The 17728-nt window shown below is 63.3% G+C and carries 19 protein-coding genes; 6 read left to right on the top strand and 13 right to left on the bottom strand.

Translation table 11 applies throughout. The features are described from left to right. Positions 1–38 precede the first annotated feature (38 nt). From Q8L25_RS13950 to Q8L25_RS13900, 11 genes are all read right to left on the bottom strand, one after another. Entirely contained in the window at positions 39–797 is a 759-nt protein-coding gene (locus tag Q8L25_RS13950) for an rRNA pseudouridine synthase (RefSeq protein ID WP_308925387.1), read from the bottom strand. Positions 798–888: 91 nt separating this feature from the next. Next, on the bottom strand, positions 889–1815 hold the full coding sequence (locus Q8L25_RS13945) for an SAM-dependent methyltransferase (protein ID WP_308925386.1): 927 nt from the start codon (positions 1813–1815) through the stop codon (positions 889–891). After that, on the bottom strand, positions 1802–1996 hold the full coding sequence (gene iscX, locus Q8L25_RS13940; RefSeq protein ID WP_308925385.1) for a Fe-S cluster assembly protein IscX: 195 nt from the start codon (positions 1994–1996) through the stop codon (positions 1802–1804). The genes Q8L25_RS13945 and iscX overlap by 14 nt, the downstream gene beginning before the upstream one ends. After that, a complete protein-coding gene (gene fdx / locus Q8L25_RS13935) occupies positions 1997–2338 on the bottom strand; it encodes an ISC system 2Fe-2S type ferredoxin (RefSeq protein WP_034750070.1) in 342 nt (113 codons plus the stop codon). Positions 2339–2399: 61 nt separating this feature from the next. Continuing rightward, positions 2400–4280: a Fe-S protein assembly chaperone HscA gene (gene hscA, locus Q8L25_RS13930; protein ID WP_308925384.1), complete on the bottom strand. Its 1881-nt coding sequence runs from the start codon at positions 4278–4280 to the stop codon at positions 2400–2402. Between the two features lie 83 nt (positions 4281–4363). Continuing rightward, on the bottom strand, positions 4364–4879 hold the full coding sequence (hscB, locus tag Q8L25_RS13925) for a Fe-S protein assembly co-chaperone HscB (protein ID WP_308925383.1): 516 nt from the start codon (positions 4877–4879) through the stop codon (positions 4364–4366). A gap of 68 nt (positions 4880–4947) precedes the next feature. Further along, positions 4948–5268 carry an iron-sulfur cluster assembly protein IscA gene (iscA, locus tag Q8L25_RS13920; protein WP_308925382.1) on the bottom strand — a complete coding sequence of 107 codons (321 nt, stop codon included), beginning with the start codon at positions 5266–5268 and terminating at the stop codon, positions 4948–4950. 53 nt (positions 5269–5321) lie between these two features. Further along, entirely contained in the window at positions 5322–5711 is a 390-nt protein-coding gene (gene iscU / locus Q8L25_RS13915) for a Fe-S cluster assembly scaffold IscU (RefSeq protein WP_038493869.1), read from the bottom strand. A gap of 57 nt (positions 5712–5768) precedes the next feature. After that, complete coding sequence (locus Q8L25_RS13910) at positions 5769–7025, bottom strand: IscS subfamily cysteine desulfurase (protein ID WP_374694271.1); 1257 nt, start codon at positions 7023–7025, stop codon at positions 5769–5771. Between the two features lie 41 nt (positions 7026–7066). Then, the gene (gene iscR / locus Q8L25_RS13905; protein ID WP_308925381.1) at positions 7067–7543 is read right to left on the bottom strand and encodes a Fe-S cluster assembly transcriptional regulator IscR; all 477 of its coding nucleotides are present in this window, start codon (positions 7541–7543) and stop codon (positions 7067–7069) included. Positions 7544–7908: 365 nt separating this feature from the next. After that, complete coding sequence (locus Q8L25_RS13900) at positions 7909–8460, bottom strand: NADAR family protein (protein WP_308925380.1); 552 nt, start codon at positions 8458–8460, stop codon at positions 7909–7911. Positions 8461–8722: 262 nt separating this feature from the next. Between Q8L25_RS13900 and Q8L25_RS13895 the strand changes: the two genes are divergently transcribed. Further along, on the top strand, positions 8723–10465 hold the full coding sequence (locus tag Q8L25_RS13895) for a GGDEF domain-containing protein (RefSeq protein ID WP_308925379.1): 1743 nt from the start codon (positions 8723–8725) through the stop codon (positions 10463–10465). Here the strand turns inward: Q8L25_RS13895 and maiA are convergent, their stop codons facing one another. Both maiA and Q8L25_RS13885 read right to left on the bottom strand, forming a co-directional pair. Further along, positions 10466–11113: a maleylacetoacetate isomerase gene (gene maiA, locus Q8L25_RS13890; protein WP_308925378.1), complete on the bottom strand. Its 648-nt coding sequence runs from the start codon at positions 11111–11113 to the stop codon at positions 10466–10468. It abuts the gene before it with no gap. 14 nt (positions 11114–11127) lie between these two features. Further along, positions 11128–12162: a fumarylacetoacetate hydrolase family protein gene (locus Q8L25_RS13885; RefSeq protein WP_308925377.1), complete on the bottom strand. Its 1035-nt coding sequence runs from the start codon at positions 12160–12162 to the stop codon at positions 11128–11130. 92 nt (positions 12163–12254) lie between these two features. On the opposite strand from Q8L25_RS13885, the gene Q8L25_RS13880 reads away from it, so the two are divergent. The 5 genes from Q8L25_RS13880 to Q8L25_RS13860 all read left to right on the top strand — a co-directional run bounded on the left by Q8L25_RS13880 (position 12255) and on the right by Q8L25_RS13860 (position 17662). Next, positions 12255–13187 carry a LysR family transcriptional regulator gene (locus tag Q8L25_RS13880; protein ID WP_308925376.1) on the top strand — a complete coding sequence of 311 codons (933 nt, stop codon included), beginning with the start codon at positions 12255–12257 and terminating at the stop codon, positions 13185–13187. A 67-nt stretch (positions 13188–13254) separates the two neighbouring features. After that, positions 13255–13827 (top strand): gamma-glutamylcyclotransferase, encoded by a 573-nt coding sequence (locus Q8L25_RS13875; RefSeq protein WP_308925720.1) that lies wholly within the window; start codon positions 13255–13257, stop codon positions 13825–13827. A gap of 151 nt (positions 13828–13978) precedes the next feature. Further along, positions 13979–15337: an MFS transporter gene (locus Q8L25_RS13870; protein WP_308925375.1), complete on the top strand. Its 1359-nt coding sequence runs from the start codon at positions 13979–13981 to the stop codon at positions 15335–15337. A gap of 25 nt (positions 15338–15362) precedes the next feature. Then, positions 15363–16889 (top strand): 3-hydroxyacyl-CoA dehydrogenase, encoded by a 1527-nt coding sequence (locus Q8L25_RS13865; RefSeq protein WP_308925374.1) that lies wholly within the window; start codon positions 15363–15365, stop codon positions 16887–16889. Continuing rightward, positions 16886–17662 carry an enoyl-CoA hydratase-related protein gene (locus tag Q8L25_RS13860; RefSeq protein ID WP_308925373.1) on the top strand — a complete coding sequence of 259 codons (777 nt, stop codon included), beginning with the start codon at positions 16886–16888 and terminating at the stop codon, positions 17660–17662. The genes Q8L25_RS13865 and Q8L25_RS13860 overlap by 4 nt, the downstream gene beginning before the upstream one ends. Positions 17663–17728 lie beyond the last annotated feature (66 nt).

Genomic DNA, 17728 nt, shown 5'->3' with positions numbered 1-17728 from the left:
CGCAAAGCGCGACGCGCAGTAGGTTTGCTCAGGCGTCCTTAGAATCGTTCGTAGCCCTGCAGGTAGCGCCACTGGCTTGCGGGCATGGCGCCCATCGAGATGCGGCCGATACGCAGGCGCTTGATGGCCACCACCTCCAGGCCCACCATGCGGCACATATGGGCCAGCTGGCCCGGCTGCACGTTTTTCAGCGCAAAACGCAGCCTGGTTTCATTCTGCCAGCTGACCTTCATCGGCGGCAGCGGCTTGCCATTGAACGGCAGGCCGTGATTGAGCAGCGCCAGGCCACCCTCGGCGATCTGGCCCGCTACTTCGACGATGAATTCCTGCTCCACCGTTTTCGCTTCGTCGACCAGTTTGCGGGCGACGCGGAAATCCTGGGTGAACACCAGCAGGCCCGAGGCCATGGTTTCCAGCGGATTGGTGACCGTCAGGCCGATCAGATGGCGCTTCAGAAAACGCGTAATGGAGCTGGGGGCGACGTTATCGGGCGTAAAGATTTCTTCGGGACGCAGGCAGCTCAGGGCAGGCTTGCCGTCGCTGCCGACGCCGCCATTGATCCCGGCCGGCTTGTGCAGCAGGATGGTCACGGGCGGCATTTCGTCCAGGGTGGCGTTCGGCAACAGCACCACTTCCTGCTTGTCGGCCACGCGCGCGCCGGCCTCTTCGACCAGCTCGCCATCGACCGTGACCCAGCCGCCCTCGATATACAGTTCGGCCTCGCGGCGCGAACAGGGCAAGTCTTCGGCCAGGCGCTTGGCCAGGCGGACGGTGGGCATATCGATTGGTGTGGTCATGTGAGGCGCAAAAAGCAAAGGGGAGGAGAAGCCGGTATTGTAACCGACCCGCTCCTCCCCTTTTGCCGATTGTCTCGCGATGTGCAGGACCTTACGCCGTCGCCTTGGCCAATTCCTCGGCAAAGAAACGATGCCCCATCTCTTCCAGGCCCAGCGTCTGCAGCACTTCCTGCAGCCGTTCGGTCGGACGCTGGCGCGGCAGGTTTTTGTAGCTGGCGATGATCAGCTCGTTTTTCATCGAATGCTCCCAGCCCACCAGCTCCGTCACGCTGACCTGGTAGCCGTGCGCTTCGAGCTGCAAACAGCGCAGCACGTTAGTGATCTGGCTGCCGAATTCGCGCGTGTGCAGCGGGTGGCGCCACAGCTCCGTCAGCACGTTCTTGCCCAGGGTCTTGCCCTTGTTCTTCTTCAACACGGACGCCACTTCGGCCTGGCAGCACGGCACCAGCACCATGAATTTCGCCTTCTTCTTCAAGGCGAAGTGAATCGCGTCATCGGTGGCGGTATTGCAGGCATGCAGGGCCGTGACGATATCGATCTGCTTCGGCAGCAGGCTCGACTCGGTCGACTCGGCCACCGACAGCGGCAAAAACGACATGCCGGGGAACTTGAACTTGCTCGCCAGTTCCTGCGAACGCTGCACCAGTTCCTCGCGCGTTTCGATGCCGTAGATATGCGAGCCGTCGTTTCCGTTCTTGAAGAACAGGTCGTACAGGATAAAGCCGAGATACGACTTGCCGGCGCCATGGTCGACCAGCGAGACGCCAGGGTGGTCCAGCTGCACTTCGCGCAGCAGCGGCTCGATGAACTGCGTCAGGTGATACACCTGCTTGAGCTTGCGGCGGCTGTCCTGGTTCATCTTGCCGTCGCGCGTGAGAATATGCAGCTCCTGCAGCAGCGCGATCGACTGGCCGTCCTTGATCTCGGGCATATTGCTGGCGGCCGTGATCACATCCTTCGACACGGCGGGGGCGTCAGCGCCCCTGGCGGCTTGCGCCGCGCCCTTAGCGCGCTTCATCGATCCACGCCATCTGTATCGCTTCGAGCACTTTTTCGCCGCCGCGCGTGTGGTCATCGTCAAAGCCGTCCAGTTCCACCACCCAGTTATGCAGGTCGGTGAAGCGCACGGTCAGGGGATCGACGTCCGGATGCGTGTCGTACAACGCCTCGGCGATCGCCGTGATGTCGGACCATTTCATTTAGTGGCTACCTTCGCTGACCTGGTTGATGGTGTATTTCGGGATCTCGACGACGAGGTCGGCCTCGGCCACGATGGACTGGCACGACAGGCGCGACACGGCTTCCAGGCCCCAGGCCTTGTCCAGCATGTCCTCTTCCAGTTCGGTCGCTTCGTTCAGCGACTCGATCCCTTCGCGCACCAGCACGTGGCAGGTGGTGCAGGCGCACGATTTCTCGCAGGCGTGCTCGATATCGATATCGTTTTCCAGCAGGATGTCGCAGATGGACTTGCCGGCAGGAGCTTCGATCACGGCGCCGTCCGGGCAAAGTTTGGCGTGCGGCAGGATAACGATTTGTGGCATGGTTTTCTTCTTTCAGTCTGTCATTCAGGGCGCGGCGCATACGGCCGCGCGATTCAATTTTTTACGCGACCTGGTCGAGCGATTTGCCCGTAAGCGCCGTGCGCACGCTGCGGTCCATGCGGCGCGCGGCGAAGTCTTCGGTTCCGTCAGCCAATGCCTCGATCACGCGCTTCAGGGTCTGGTGGTCGACCGTGCCCGCCTGCGAGTCCGCAATCGCCGTGCGCACCTGCGCGATCAGGCCATCGACCGTGACGCGTTCGGCCTCGTCCAGCAGGCCTCCGTCTTCGTCCAGGGCCGATTGCGTGGCCAGCACGATGCGTTCGGCTTCCACCTGCTCTTCGCGCAGCGCGCGCGCCACCATGTCGACGTCGGCCGAGGTGTAGGAATCCTGCAGCATGCGCGCGATCTCGTCGTCGGCCAGGCCATACGCCGGCTTGACGCTGATCGATGCTTCCACGCCGGAGCGCAGTTCGCGCGCCGACACCGACAGCAAGCCGTCCGCGTCGACCTGGTAGGTGATGCGGATGCGCGCGGCGCCCGCCACCATGGGCGGAATGCCGCGCAGCTCGAACCGCGCCAGCGAACGGCAGTCGCTGACCAGTTCGCGCTCGCCCTGCAGCACGTGCACCGCCAGCGCCGTCTGGCCATCTTTAAATGTCGTGAATTCCTGGGCCCGAGCGCACGGAATCGTCGAATTGCGCGGGATGATTTTTTCCACCAGGCCGCCCATGGTCTCGATGCCCAGCGACAGCGGGATCACGTCCAGCAGCAGCCAGTCGTCGCCGGCGGCGCGGTTGCCGGCCAGCAGATTGGCCTGGATGGCGGCGCCCAGCGCCACCACTTTGTCCGGGTCGATATTGGCGTGCGGAATCGTATGGAAGAATTCACTGACGGCGCGCTGCACATGCGGCATGCGCGTGGCGCCACCGACCATCACCACGCCGTCGACGTCGTCGGCATCCACGTTCGCGTCGCGCAAGGCCTTCTTGATGGCGTTCATGGTCTTGGCCACCAGATGCTGCGTCATGGCGGTAAAGTCGGCGGCCGTGATGCGCAGGTGGACTTCCTCGCCCGAGTTCAGCACCGCATCGATGCTCGTTTCGGCCTTGGTCGACAGCAGTTCCTTGACCTCGCGCGCCTTGACCATCAGGATCGCCGTGTCTTCGTCCGACAGCGGCGCCAGCTTGGCCTGCTCGCTGATCCAGCAGAACAGGCGGCGGTCGAAGTCGTCGCCGCCGAGGGCCGAATCGCCGCCGGTGGACAGCACTTCGAACACGCCCTTGGAGAGTTTCAGGATCGAGATGTCGAAGGTGCCGCCACCGAGGTCATACACGGCGTATACGCCTTCGGAGGCGCTGTCGAGGCCATACGCGATGGCGGCGGCGGTTGGCTCGCTCAGCAGGCGCAGCACATTGATGCCGGCCAGCTGGGCCGCATCCTTGGTAGCCTGGCGCTGGGCGTCGTCGAAGTAGGCCGGGACGGTGATCACGGCGCCGACCAGGTCGTCGCCGAGCGAATCTTCCGCGCGCTGGCGCAGGGTGGCCAGGATCTGCGCCGAGATCTCGACCGGGCTTTTCACGCCGGCCACGGTTTTCAGCTGCACCATGCCAGGCGTGTCCTGGAAATCGTAGGGCAGGTTTTCCGCATAGGCGATGTCAGCCAGGCCGCGGCCCATGAAGCGCTTGACGGAGACGATGGTGTTCTTCGGATCGGTGGTCTGCGCGGCCATGGCCTTGTAGCCGATATTGGCGTGGCCGTTCGGCAGGTAGCGCACCACGGACGGCAGCAGCGCGTGACCGTCTTCGTCGTTCAGCACTTCAGGAATGCTGTTGCGCACGGTGGCGACCAGGGAATTGGTGGTGCCCAGGTCGATGCCGACGGCCAGCCGGTGCTGGTGCGGCGCGGTCGACATGCCTGGTTCGGAAATTTGCAGAAGTGCCATGGTATTCGTGCCTCGATGATGGATTGCGTGGTGCCGCAGAAACTGTAGCGCGCATTATAAAGCGCGCGCAAAACTCACGCTGTTCAGGCTTCGATTGCCTCGAAGGCAAAACGCACTTCTTCGCCGAATTTATCGAGGAACATCAGCGCGCGCACGCTTTGCGCGGCGTTCACATAGTCGCCCGCATCGAGCTGCGCGCCGACCTGGGCCAGCAAGGTCTTGCGTTCGCCGCGCAGCTGGCGGTCGAGCGCGTCGAGCGCATCGGCGTCCTTGCCGGCGCGCGCCTCGCCGAGTTCCTCGCGCCACTCCATCTGCTGCATCAGAAAGCTGACCGGCATGGCCGTGTTGGACTCCGTCTGCAGGTCGACGCCATTGAGTTCGCACAGGTATTGGGCGCGCTTCTGCGGGCTTTTCAGGGTCTGGTAGGCTTCGTTGGCGCGCGTGGCCCACTGCATCGCCACGCGCTTTTCGGCGCTGCTGGCGTTGATGAAACGGTCGGGATGAACCTTGCCCTGCACGTCGCGGTAGGCGCTGTCGAGCGCTGCCTGGTCGAGTGCGAACTGCGGCGGCAACTGGAATAATTCGAAGTGGTTTTGCATAGTGTGTCGGTGGTCGCTGTACCTCAATCGATGAGTACAGCGCACCGACCGGGGATCATGCTTGCTTCTTAGATGCGGAAACTCTCGCCGCAGCCGCAGGCGTCTTTTTCGTTCGGATTGTGGAACTTGAAGCCTTCGTTCAGGCCTTCGCGCGCGAAATCGAGTTCCGTGCCGTCGATATACGGCAGGCTTTTCGGATCGACAAACACTTTCACGCCGTGCGATTCGAACACGCTGTCTTCTTCCGCCACTTCATCGACATATTCGAGCTTGTAGGCCAGGCCCGAGCAGCCGGTGGTGCGCACGCCAAAGCGCAGGCCCATGCCCTTGCCGCGACGCTCGATATAACGGGTGATGTGCTTTGCCGCTTTTTCGGTCAGTGTAATCATCTGGGTCTCCGCAGCCGCCCGGCCTTGACGGCGCGGGCGGGATGCCAACGTATTTAAGCTGCCGCTGGGTGACGGGTCTTGTAGTCCAGTACCGCCGCCTTGATGGCGTCTTCCGCCAGGATCGAGCAGTGGATTTTCACCGGTGGCAAGGCCAGTTCTTCGGCGATCTGCGTGTTCTTGATCGACAGCGCCTGGTCCAGGGTCTTGCCTTTCACCCATTCGGTCACCAGCGAGCTCGAGGCGATGGCCGAACCGCAGCCATAGGTCTTGAATTTCGCATCTTCGATCAGGCCATCGGCGCCGACCTTGATCTGCAGTTTCATCACGTCGCCGCAGGCAGGCGCGCCCACCATGCCGGTGCCGATGGTTTCATCGCCCTTGTCGAAGGCGCCCACGTTGCGTGGATTTTCGTAATGATCGAGTACTTTGTCCGAGTAAGCCATTTTGATGCTCCTTAAATATTCTTGCCGGCCCCGGTTGGGGCCGCGATGCTGCGGTGATTAATGTGCGGCCCACTGAATCGAATTGATATCGATGCCATCCTTGAACATGTCCCACAGCGGCGACAGTTCGCGCAGCTTGTGCACTTTCGATTTCAGCAGGTTGACGGCGAAGTCGATGTCGGCTTCGGTCGAGAAACGGCCGATGGTGAAACGGATCGAGCTGTGCGCCAGTTCGTCGCTGCGGCCCAGGGCGCGCAGCACGTACGATGGTTCCAGGCTGGCCGAGGTGCAGGCCGAACCGGACGACACGGCGATATCCTTGATCGCCATGATCAGCGACTCGCCTTCGACGTAGTTGAAGCTGACGTTCAGGTTGTGCGGCACACGGTGATCCATGTCGCCGTTGATATAGACTTCTTCGATTTCCTGCAGGCCGGTGGCCAGGCGGTCGCGCAAGGCCTTGATGCGGCCGATTTCGACATCCATTTCTTCCTTGGCGATGCGGAACGATTCGCCCATGCCGACGATCTGGTGGGTCGGCAAGGTGCCCGAACGCAGGCCGCGCTCATGGCCGCCACCGTGCATCTGCGCTTCCAGGCGCACGCGCGGCTTGCGGCATACGTACAGGGCGCCCACGCCTTTCGGGCCATAGGTTTTATGGGCCGTGAAGGTCATCAGGTCGACCTTGGTCTTCTGCAGGTCGATCACCACCTTGCCCGTCGCTTGCGCGGCGTCGCAATGGAAGATGATGCCTTTCGAGCGGCAGAACACGCCGATTTCGTCGATCGGCTGGATCACGCCGATTTCGTTATTGACCAGCATGACGGAGACCAGGATGGTGTCCGGACGCACGGCGGCGGCCAGCTGCTCGACCGTGATCAGACCGTTGTCCTGCGGCTCCAGGTAGGTCGCTTCGAAGCCGATGCGTTCCAGTTCGCGAACCGTGTCGAGGACCGATTTGTGCTCGGTCTTGACGGTGATGATGTGCTTGCCTTTGGTCTTGTAGAACTGCGCCGCGCCCTTGATGGCCAGGTTGTTGCTTTCCGTGGCGCCCGAGGTCCAGATGATTTCGCGTGGGTCGGCATTGACCAGTGCGGCGACGTGGCCGCGTGCTTCTTCCACGGCTTTTTCCGCGGTCCAGCCATACATGTGGCTGCGCGAGGCCGGATTGCCGAACTGCTCGCGCAGGTAGGGAATCATCTTGTCGGCGACGCGTGGATCGATCGGCGTGGTGGCCGAATAATCCATGTAGATCGGGAAATGCGGTGCCGTTTCAAAGTGCACCTGGCCTGCGTTTTTTTCTGGGGCGTTCATCAATAACTCCATGCGATCAGCAACTAGTATTTTTGGTATTCTTATCCGAGGGTGGCGTGATTACGGTGCATCACCATCACGCTTTGCTCGGCGTTCTTTTGTCTCTGCTGGTCGACCAGGTCCTGCAGCGACACAGAATCCAGGTAGTCGACCATTTTTTCATTCAGCGTGGACCACAGCTCGTGCGTCATGCAGCGCGCGCCGGTGGCCGCGTCGGCGCCGTGGCAATGCTCCTTGCCGCCGCACTGGGTGGCGTCCAGCGGCTCGTCGACGGCGATGATGATATCGGCCACCGTCACCTTGTCGGCGCGGCGCGCCAGGCTGTAGCCGCCGCCCGGGCCACGGATCGATTCGACGATCTCATGGCGGCGCAGCTTGCCGAACAGCTGCTCCAGGTAGGACAGGGAAATCGACTGGCGCTGGCTGATGCCCGACAGCGTGACCGGTCCCTTGCCCTGGCGCAGGGCAAGATCGATCATCGCGGTCACGGCAAAACGGCCTTTTGTGGTCAGACGCATACATCCTCGGTTCGACTATTCAATAACTGGGTTAAAATATTGCGGCTTTTCAACTCCTCAAACCCTGAGTAGTTGAATGATTTAGTCAAGTATAACAAATCCGCAGAGGTTTGTCAGAGAGCCCCTCATTTCCAGGGGATGGACAGGGCCGTGCCGGCCGCAACAGGCGTTGCGGCCGGCAGGAAAACAACAGCTGACCGTAGACCTAAGTAACGCCCAATAAATTCTTGTGATTTCTGACTTCCATAACCGGCGCTCTGCGGCGTTGCCCACTGCTAGCAGTGCTCGCACTGCGTCGCAGCGGCCGCCTTGCATAGCATCCGGTTCTGTTCGTCATAACTTCACAATAATTTCCTGAGAATTACTTAGCCGCGCAGAGCGGCCCGCACCTTCATCAACTCGAACCCCAGCAGATTCAGGCCGTCCCAAGTCGCCGGGTCGAGGATGCGCGCATTGTCCGACGCCAGGCCCACGCCCCAGATGCGGTCGACCGGGCTGGCCTCGACGATGATGCGCTCGCCGGTGGCCAGCAAAAACTTGCGCAGCGCGGGCTTTTGCGAAAACTTGGCGTAGTTGCCGTCGAAGACAATGCCGGCGCGCGCCGCTTCCCACGCCCTGGCGTCGAAATTGGCCACTTCGCGGCCCAGCTTTTTCACTTCCGACGGCCGCTCGGCCGCCACGATGCGCGCCTGCACCTTGGTATCGCCGAACAGGGCGGCCTTTTGCGCCATCATGTAATGCTCGGCCGTGGCATAGCGCACGCCGGCCAGGCTGAACGGCGACGGAAACCACTGGCTCAGGCAGCTCTTGTCGGCCAGTTGCGCCTGGGCCGGCGTATGGCCCCAGAAGTGCAGATAATCGGGCACGCCGCCGGCGGCGATCCAGGCCTTCAATTCTTCAACGTTATTGATTTGCATACTCCTCGAACTTCTGCCAGGCAGGTCCCGGCTGGCGCTTGTGACCGCGCAAGATAAAAGCGAAATTGTAACTGAAGCCGTCACAAAGCTTGCAGAATACCCAAAGTTATCTGCGCCTCCAATCATGTCAATAATGCAATCAACTTGACAAAATATGTACCTTTAATGTCCGCTGGCAAGCCAAGAATGCTAGACTCCGCTTCCAAGGAGACAATCAACCAGGCGGACTTCAATCTACCAGCCGCATTGCGCCACGACACCCATGCCCAGCCCGACTTCCCTCCTCGCCGTCCACCGCTGCCGCATGGCCTTGCTGCTGTGGCTGTGCTGGGCGCTGACGCCGTGCGCGCAGGCGCAGGGCCTGGCGGCCGAAACGCAAAGCCAGTTTGCGCGACCGAAGCCGCGCCAGGTGCTGGTGCTGTATTCGCTGGGCAGCGACGCCTCGTCGCTGTGGCAGACCCTGATACGCCGCGGCATGAACGCCGAACTGGCCACGCCGAACTGGAACAGTACGCCCGGCATGTTCGAAGAGCGCCTCGACTCGATACGCGTCGGCGAACGCCAAGCGGTGGCCGGCCTGGACACCCATCTGCGCACCAAGTACGCAAATGTGCGGCTCGACGCCATCATCACGGAAAACTACCTGGCGGCGCGTTTCCTCAGCGAACATCCGAACCTGTTCCCCGGCGTACCGCGCTTTTATGTCAACCAGGGCCGCCAGGGCTGGGAGCCCGGCGATGGCATCAATCTTGACGTGATCCATGATTTCCCGCGCGCGCTGGCCGTGATCGCCCAGGTAACGCCCGAACTGCGCCATATCGCCGTGGTCGGCGACACCACCGCGCGCGGGCGCGACTGGATCGCCGCCTTCCGCGCGGCGGCCGCCCGCTACCAGGGGCGCATCGTGTTCGACTACTGGGACAAGCTGACGCTCGACGAACTGCGCCACCGCACCGAAACGCTGGGCGCCGGCAGCGCGCTGTACCTGCTGCCCGTCTACCGCGACATGCAGGGCACCAGGGTGACGCCGCCCGATGTCGCGCGCGACCTGGCGGCGCGCAGCGCCGTGCCGATCTTTACCAGCGTGGAATCGTTGATACTGCCCGGCGTGGCGGGCGGCCATGTGATCAGCGCCGACAAGGTGGGGCGCACCATCGCCCGCATCCTGCAGGGCCGCGCGCCCGATCCGGATGGCATGCAGGCGACCATTTTCGACGATGGCGCGGTGCAGCGCTTCGGCCTGCGCAACCTGCCGGCCGGCTCGCGCATCCTGAACCAGCCGCAGGGACTGTGGACCTTGTACCACACGCAAATCATCGCCGGCCTGTCGCTGCTGGCCTTGCAGGCGGCACTGATCGCGGCGCTGGTACTGGCGCTGCGCGGCCGGCGCGCCACCCTGGCGATTCTCAATGAAGAGCGCAACAAGCTCGAAGAACGGGTCTTGCGGCGCACCTTGGAACTGCTGGTGGCCAACTCGAAACTGGAGCAGCAGGCCACCACCGATCCGCTGACGGAACTGGGCAACCGCCGCAAGATGACCTTGCGCATTGCCGAGGAAATCGAACGCGGCCAGCGCTTTGGCCATGCCCTGTCGCTGCTGATGATCGATATCGACCACTTCAAGCGCATCAACGACCATTACGGCCACGACGCCGGCGACCGCGCCATCGTCGCCGTGGCCCAGGTGCTGCGCAGCATGACGCGCGGCATGGATACGGCGGCCCGTTTCGGCGGCGAGGAGTTCGTGCTGCTGATGCCGGAAACCTCGCTGCAGGTGGCGCTGGAGGCGGCCGAGCGGCTGCGCGCGGCCATCGAGGGCATGGAGGTCGATTGCGGCGACGGCCAGACAGCGCGCCTGACGATCAGCATCGGCGCCACCTCCGACCTGCCGCTCGACGCCACCACCCGGCTGGGCCCGGACAGCCTGACCGATCTGCTGATCCGCGCCGACCAGGCCCTGTACCGCGCCAAGCACGCGGGGCGTAACCGGGTCGAGTGGACCTGACTATTCCGCGTCGGGCTGGCGCGACGGATGCGCGAGCTGGAACGCAGGCAGCTGCGCGCACGCGGCATCGATGCGCACCAGCGCCGGAAACGGTGCCAGGTCGACCTCGAAGCGCCGCGCGCTGAACAGGTGCGGCACCAGGCAGCAGTCGGCCAGGGTCGGCGTATCGCCATGGCAGTATGGGCCCGTGCTGCCGGCGCGGGCCAGCATCGCGTCGAACGTGAGCAGTCCTTCGCGCAGCCAGTGCTGCTGCCAGGCCAGCTTGGCTTCTTCGCTCTGCCCCAGTTCCCCTTTGATATATTTGAGCACGCGCAGGTTGCCCAGCGGGTGGGTGTCGGCCACCAGGGTCAAGGCCAGCGCACGCACGTGGGCGCGGCCGGCCGCGTCGCCGGGCAGCAACGGCGGCTTGGGACGCGTCTCCTCCAGGTATTCGAGGATCGCCAGCGACTGGCCGATCACCACGCCGTTATCGTCTTCCAGCGTGGGCACCAGCGCCGACGGATTGACCTGGCGATAGGCGTCGGCCAGTTGCTCGCCCCCGCTGCGCAGCAGGTGCACGGGCACCGCCTGGTACTCCACGCCCTTGAGATTCAGGGCGATGCGCACGCGGTAGGCGGCCGAGCTGCGAAAATAGGTGTACAGCTTCATGGCAGCGGTTCCTTTCAGTTGCGGCCGCGGGTGCTACCGGCATACGGCGCGACGCCCTGCTCGATGCTGCCGAAGATGCTGGCGCCGGCGCCATCGCGCATCTCGATCTTCACGGTGTCGCCAAATTTCAGGAAGCCCGTTTTCGGCGCGCCGTGTTCGATGGTTTCATACATGCGCACTTCGGCCAGGCAGCAGTAGCCCACGCCGCCGTTGTCGATGCTGGAACCGAACAGATTGCCCTGCTTGTTCGATACCGTGCCCGAGCCGACGATGGTGCCGGCGGCCAGTTCGCGCGTCTTCGCCGCATGCGCCACCAGCTGGGCGAAATTGAAGGTCATGTCCTCGCCCGCATTCGGTTTGCCGAAGGGCTGGCCATTCAGTTCCACCAGCAACGGCAGGTGCAGTTTGGTATCCAGCCAGTCGGTGCCCAGTTCGTCCGGCGTGACGGCGACCGGAGAAAACGCGCTGGCCGCTTTCGACTGGAAGAAGCCGAAGCCTTTCGCCAGTTCGCCGGGGATCAGGTTGCGCAGCGAGACGTCGTTGACCAGCATCACCAGGCGAATTGCCTGCGCCGCGTCTTCCACGCTGGCGCCCATCGCCACATCGCCAGTCACCACCGCCACTTCCGCTTCCAGATCGATGCCCCATTCTTCCGACAATGCAAAGATGGGATCGCGCGGGCCGATGAAACTGTCCGAACCGCCCTGGTACATCAGCGGATCGGTATAGAACGAGGCGGGAACGTCGGCATTGCGCGCCTTGCGCACCAGCTCGACGTGATTGATATACGCCGAGCCGTCGGCCCACTGGTAGGCGCGCGGCAGCGGCGAATGGCACAGGGCCGCGTCGAACGGCTGCGCGTCTTGCGCCTGGCCGGCGTTCAGGGTGGCGTAGGCAACTTCGAGCTGTGGCGCGATGCTGTTCCAGTCGTCGAGCGCCGCTTGCAGGGTAGCGGCGATGGCGGGCACCGGCAGGTACTGGCGCAGGTCGCGGCTGACGAGGACCAGCGCGCCGTCACGGCTGGCGTTCTTGAGGGTGGCGAGTTTCATGATGGTGTCCTTGTGCGAGGTTTTTCACCATTAGAATCTTCTTGGGTCTATCATGCAAACAATATTTATCTCTCGATTTATCGGATTATCTCATGAGTCCCAGCCTGCGCCAGATGCGCGCCCTTGTCGCCCTTGCCAAGACCGGCAGTTTTACCCTGGCCGCCGAATACCTGCACGTCACCCAGTCGGCCCTGAGCGGCCTGATCAAGGAACTGGAAAGCATATTGGGGGTGCGCGTGGTCGAGCGCAGCACGCGCAAGACGCAGTTGTCCGAAATCGGCCGCGAACTGTATCCGCTGTTTGAAAAGATGATCGAGGACCTCGACGGCGCCATGGCGGGCATCGCCCAGCGCAAGGCATTGAAAACCGGCATGGTGCGCATCGCCGCGCCGCAGATGATGTCGTGCACCCTGCTGCCCGAAGTGATCGCCGCCTACCGCCAGGCCCACCCGGACGTGCAGCTGCGCCTGGTCGACTGCCCGGTGGAGAACGTATCGGGCCGCGTGTTCAGCGGCGAAGTCGATTTCGGCATCGGCCCCGAGCGCGATCCGACGGCGGAAATCGCCGCGCAAGTGCTGTTCGAAATGCCATTCGTGCTGGTGTTTCCCGAACAGCACCCGCTGCGGCACAAGGAAAAAGTGACCTGGGCCGACGTCGCCGATTATCCCTTTATTTCGCTGCAGGGCCAGTTCACCGAACGGCTGCTGCGCGACATGCACGGCGCGTTTCGCGAGCTGTCGCTGAACCCGTATAACGAAGTGACCTTCATGACCACCGCGCTGGCCATGGTCAGCGCCAACCTGGGCGTCACGGCCTGTTTGCCGTATGCGGAACCGATGGTGAAACTGTACCGGCTGCAGATGCGCACCCTGCACGAGCCGGAACTGACGCGGCGCTTTTTCGTGTACACGAAAACCGGCCGCTCACTGTCGCCGGCGGCCGAAAGCTTCATGGCCTTTCTGTTCAAGTTCGTCGAGACGCACGAATGGAACGTCGGCAGCGGCGCGCCGGCGGCGCCGGTATAATCGCCGTTCATTGATTGCATTTGATTCCATGACACAGCCCTCCCCCGCCGCGCCTGACCTGTCGGAGATCGACGCCGCCACCATCGCCATCAACCGGCGCATGAAGCACTTCGACGGCCACAGCGAAGTTTGGCTGTTCGGCTATGGCTCGCTGATCTACAAGGCCGACTTTCCGTTTATCGAACGGCGCCCTGCCAGCATCGCCGGCTGGACCCGGCGTTTCTGGCAGGGCTCGCACGATCATCGCGGCACGCCGCTGGCGCCCGGCCGCGTGGCCACCATCGTGCCGCAGGCGGGCGCCATCTGCGACGGCATGGCCTATCTGATCACGCCGGAAGTGTTCGCCCACCTCGACCACCGCGAAAAGAACGGCTATTTGCGCCTGGCCACCGCCATCACCTTTGACGACGGCAGCAGCACGGAAGGCCTGGTGTATATCGCCAACGAGGAAAACGCGGCCTTTCTGGGCGCCGCACCGGAACTGGACATCGCGCGCCAGATCGCCAGGTCAAGCGGCCCCAGCGGCCCGAACAGCGACTACCTGCTGCACCTGGCCAGCGCGCTGCGCGAACTGGGCAAAGTTGATCCTCATGTGTTTGCCATCGAACAGCACCTGGCGGAGCTGGCGCAGACAAGCTGAGTGCAAAAAACCATCACGTCAAAAATTTTCCGCATAAAGGTCATAAAACTGACCTATAATACTTTCAGCGTTTTTGCCGGCGTGCCGACGAACTTGTTTTCAAGGCCGCCCCCATCATGATAAAAATAAAAACCAGACCCTGGAGATACCAATGACTACAGCCGATACAGTCCGGAACGCGCACGCGCATCCGGTGTCCGATACCAGCGCGCGCGACCTGGAGGCCAATGCGGTCTACCGCAAGGTCTTGTGGCGCATCATGCCTTTCCTGATGTTGTGCTATATCGTGGCCTTTATCGACCGCGCCAATATCGGTTTCGCCAAACTGCATTTCGTCACCGACCTCGGTTTCAACGACGCCATCTACGGCATCGGCGCCGGCATTTTCTATGTCGGCTATATCCTGTTTGAAGTCCCCAGCAACATGGTCCTGCACAAGAACGGCGTGCGCCAGACGCTGCTGCGCATCATGGTGCTGTGGGGCCTGTTCTCGGCCGGCATGGCCTTCATGCAAACCTCCACCCACTTCTATGTAATGCGCTTCCTGCTGGGCGCGGCCGAAGCGGGCATGTTCCCCGGCATGCTGCTGTATCTTACCTACTGGGTGCCGCTGAACCGCCGCGCGCGTTTCAATGCGCTGTTCACCGCCTCGATTCCGCTGGCCGGCATGCTCGGTGGCCCGCTGTCGGGCTGGCTGATGCACACCTTCGAAGGCGTGGCCGGCATGAAGGGCTGGCAGTGGATGTTCATCGTCGAAGGTTTGCCGGCCTGCGCCCTGGGCCTGGTGGCGTACTTCTACCTGCAGGACGGTCCCGCCTCGGCAAAATGGCTGACGCCGGCGCAGAAAAACATCATCACGGAAGACCTGGCGAAAAGCGTCAGCGTCAAGAAAAACGGCAGTGAACACTCCTACATGGACGCCATCCGCGATCCGAAACTGTACTGGCTGTCCGGCATGGGCATCGCAGTGCTGGTCAGCACCGGCGGCGTGTTTTTCTGGCTGCCGACCATCATCCGCAAGTCCGGCATCGACAACGTGATGACCATCGGTATTCTGTCCGTGATTCCGTTCCTGATCGCGCTGATCGTGCAGTACCTGAACGCCCGCCATTCCGACCGCACCGGCGAACGCCGCTGGCACGTGGCCATCCCTGCCTTCTGCGCCGCCATCGGCTGGGCCAGCCTGCCTTCGGTACAGGGCAACGTGCCGCTGTCGCTGCTGATGCTGACCCTGGCCACGGCAGGGACCTTGGGCCTGACGGGACCATTCTGGACCCTGCCATCGTCCTTCCTGAGCGGCAAGGCGGCCGCCGGCGGCATCGCGTTGCTCAGCACCTTTGCGGGCCTGGGCAGCGTGTTCAGCCCGATGCTGGTGGGCTGGCTGTCGTCCACCACGGGCAGCCTGGCGATGGGCCAGTACTACTTTGCCGCCCTGATGCTGTTCGGCGCCGTGACCCTGCTGATCGGCGTGAAGCCGGAAGCGCTGCTCAAGCCCGCTGCCGCGAAATAATTCATCACCATCAAGCGAAGAAGATATGAGCGCATTACAAGCAACTGATTTGATCGGCGTGATCGGCGCCGGCGCCATGGGCAGCGGCATCGTCCAGGTGGCGCTGAACGCCGGCCACCATGTGGTGCTGCACGACGCGGCGCCTGCCGCGCTCGACCGCGGCATCGCCTCGATCGCCGACGCCTACCAGCGCCTGCAGGCCAGGGGCAAGATCGACGAGGCCACCCGCCTCGACCGCCTGGGCCGCCTGCAGCGCGGCGCCCACCTGGCGGACTTGTCGAAAGCGGCGCTGGTGATCGAAGCGATCGTGGAAAACATCGATATCAAGGCCAAGGTACTGGCCGAGGTCGAGGCGCTGCTGGCGCCGAACGCCATCATCGCCAGCAATACCTCGTCGCTGTCGGTCACCGCGATTGCGGCCCGGCTGCAGCGCCCGCAACAGGTGGCCGGCCTGCACTTCTTCAACCCCGCACCGGTGCTGCCGCTGGTGGAAATTGTCAGTGGCAAGGTCACGGCCCAAGCCGTGGCCGACACCCTGTTCGCCACCGCGCTGGCCTGGGGCAAGGTGCCGGTACGCTGCGCCTCGACGCCGGGTTTTATCGTCAACCGCGTGGCCCGTCCGTTTTATGGCGAAGCGCTGCGCCTGCTGACCGAACGCGCGGCCGGCGTGGCGGCGATTGACGCCATCCTGCGCGGCAGCGGCGGCTTTCGCATGGGCGCCTTCGAGCTGATGGACCTGATCGGCCACGACGTCAATTACGCCGTCACCCGCTCGGTCTACGACGCCCTGTACAGCGACGCGCGCTACACGCCGTCCCTGCTGCAAAAAGAGCTGGTCGACGCGGGCTGGCTGGGCAAGAAAACCGGCAGCGGCTTTTACCAGTATGGCGCCGATGCAGCCAACCCTGTGGTGCCATTTGCCGCCCCTGAAGCAGCGCCGGCTTCCATCGTGGTCGAGGGCGACCTTGGCGTGGCGGCGCCGCTGGCCGCGCTGGCGCAGGCGGCCGGCATCGATGTCAGCTATGCCGCCGGCAAGGGCGTGCTGCGCATTGCCGGCGTGGGTGTCGCCTTGAGCGATGGCCACAGCGCCACCGCGCGTCACGCTGCCGACGCCGAAGTATCGGTGCTGTTCGACCTGGCGCTCGATTACGCAAAAGCCACTACCATCGCCCTCGCATGCGCCGACCAGGCCCAAGTTGGTGCGCTGGCTGCCGTCACGGGATTTTTCCAGGCGCTGGGCAAGCAGGTCATCGTGATCGACGACGCACCCGGCATGGTGGTGATGCGCACGGTCGCCATGCTGGCCAATGAAGCGGCCGAGGTGGTCCAGCAGGGCATCGCCAGCGTACAGGACACGGACCTGGCAATGGTCAATGGCGTCAATTATCCGCGCGGGCCGCTGGCCTGGGCCGACGCGATCGGCCCCGCCGTGATCCAGCGCGTGCTGGCCAACCTGGCGGCCACCTATGGCGAAGAACGCTACCGCAGTTCGCCCTTGCTGGCGCGCCGCGCGCTGACCGGCCAGCCGTTTTACCGGGAGCACGCGCAATGAACCAGCCACCCGTCAGCTTTTCGATCGCGGCGCCTGGCGTGGCCGTTATCACGATCGATCGTCCCGCGCGCCGCAATGCGCTGAACCTGGAAGTCAAACGCCTGCTGACCGGGTTCGTGCGGGAACTGGGCGCGGACGACAGCATCAAGGTGATCGTGCTGACCGGCGCCGGCAGCTATTTTGTCGCCGGCACCGATATCGACGAGATGCTGGACATGACGCCCACCAGCCATACCCTGAACGCCACCGACCAGGTGTTTACCACCCTGCGCCACAGCAGCAAACCGCTGATCGCGGCCGTCGAAGGCTATGCGCTGGGGGGAGGATGCGAACTGGCGCTGGCCTGCGACCTGATCGTGGCCGCCGAGGGCGCGCGTTTCGGCCAGCCGGAAATCCGCGTCGGCATCATGCCCGGCGCCGGCGGCACGCAGCGGCTGCTGCGCACCATCGGCAAATACCAGGCGCTGCGCATGATGCTGACCGGTGAAGCGGTGACCGCCACGCAGGCGTTTGCGTGCGGGATGGTGTCGGAACTGTGCCCGGACGGCGAGGCATTGAGCCGCGCGCTTGTCTTGGGCGCGACGATAGCCGCCATGCCGCCACTGGCCGTGCGCGCGATCCGCGAAGTGGTGCAGCAGGGCCAGGACGCGCCTTTGGAAAGCGCATTGCTGCTCGAACGCAAGGCTTTCCAGCTGCTGTTCGACACCGAGGACCAGCAGGAAGGCATGCGCGCCTTCCTGGAAAAACGCGCGCCGCAGTTCCAGGGGATGTAAGCGGCAAGGCGCCCATAAAAGTCAAAAAGCTGGTTCATCAACTGATTGGGTCATAATAACAACATT

The organism is Janthinobacterium sp. J1-1 (assembly GCF_030944405.1).
Classification (GTDB): Bacteria; Pseudomonadota; Gammaproteobacteria; order Burkholderiales; family Burkholderiaceae_D; genus Janthinobacterium.
This window is presented reverse-complemented; position numbering and strand designations above follow the sequence as displayed.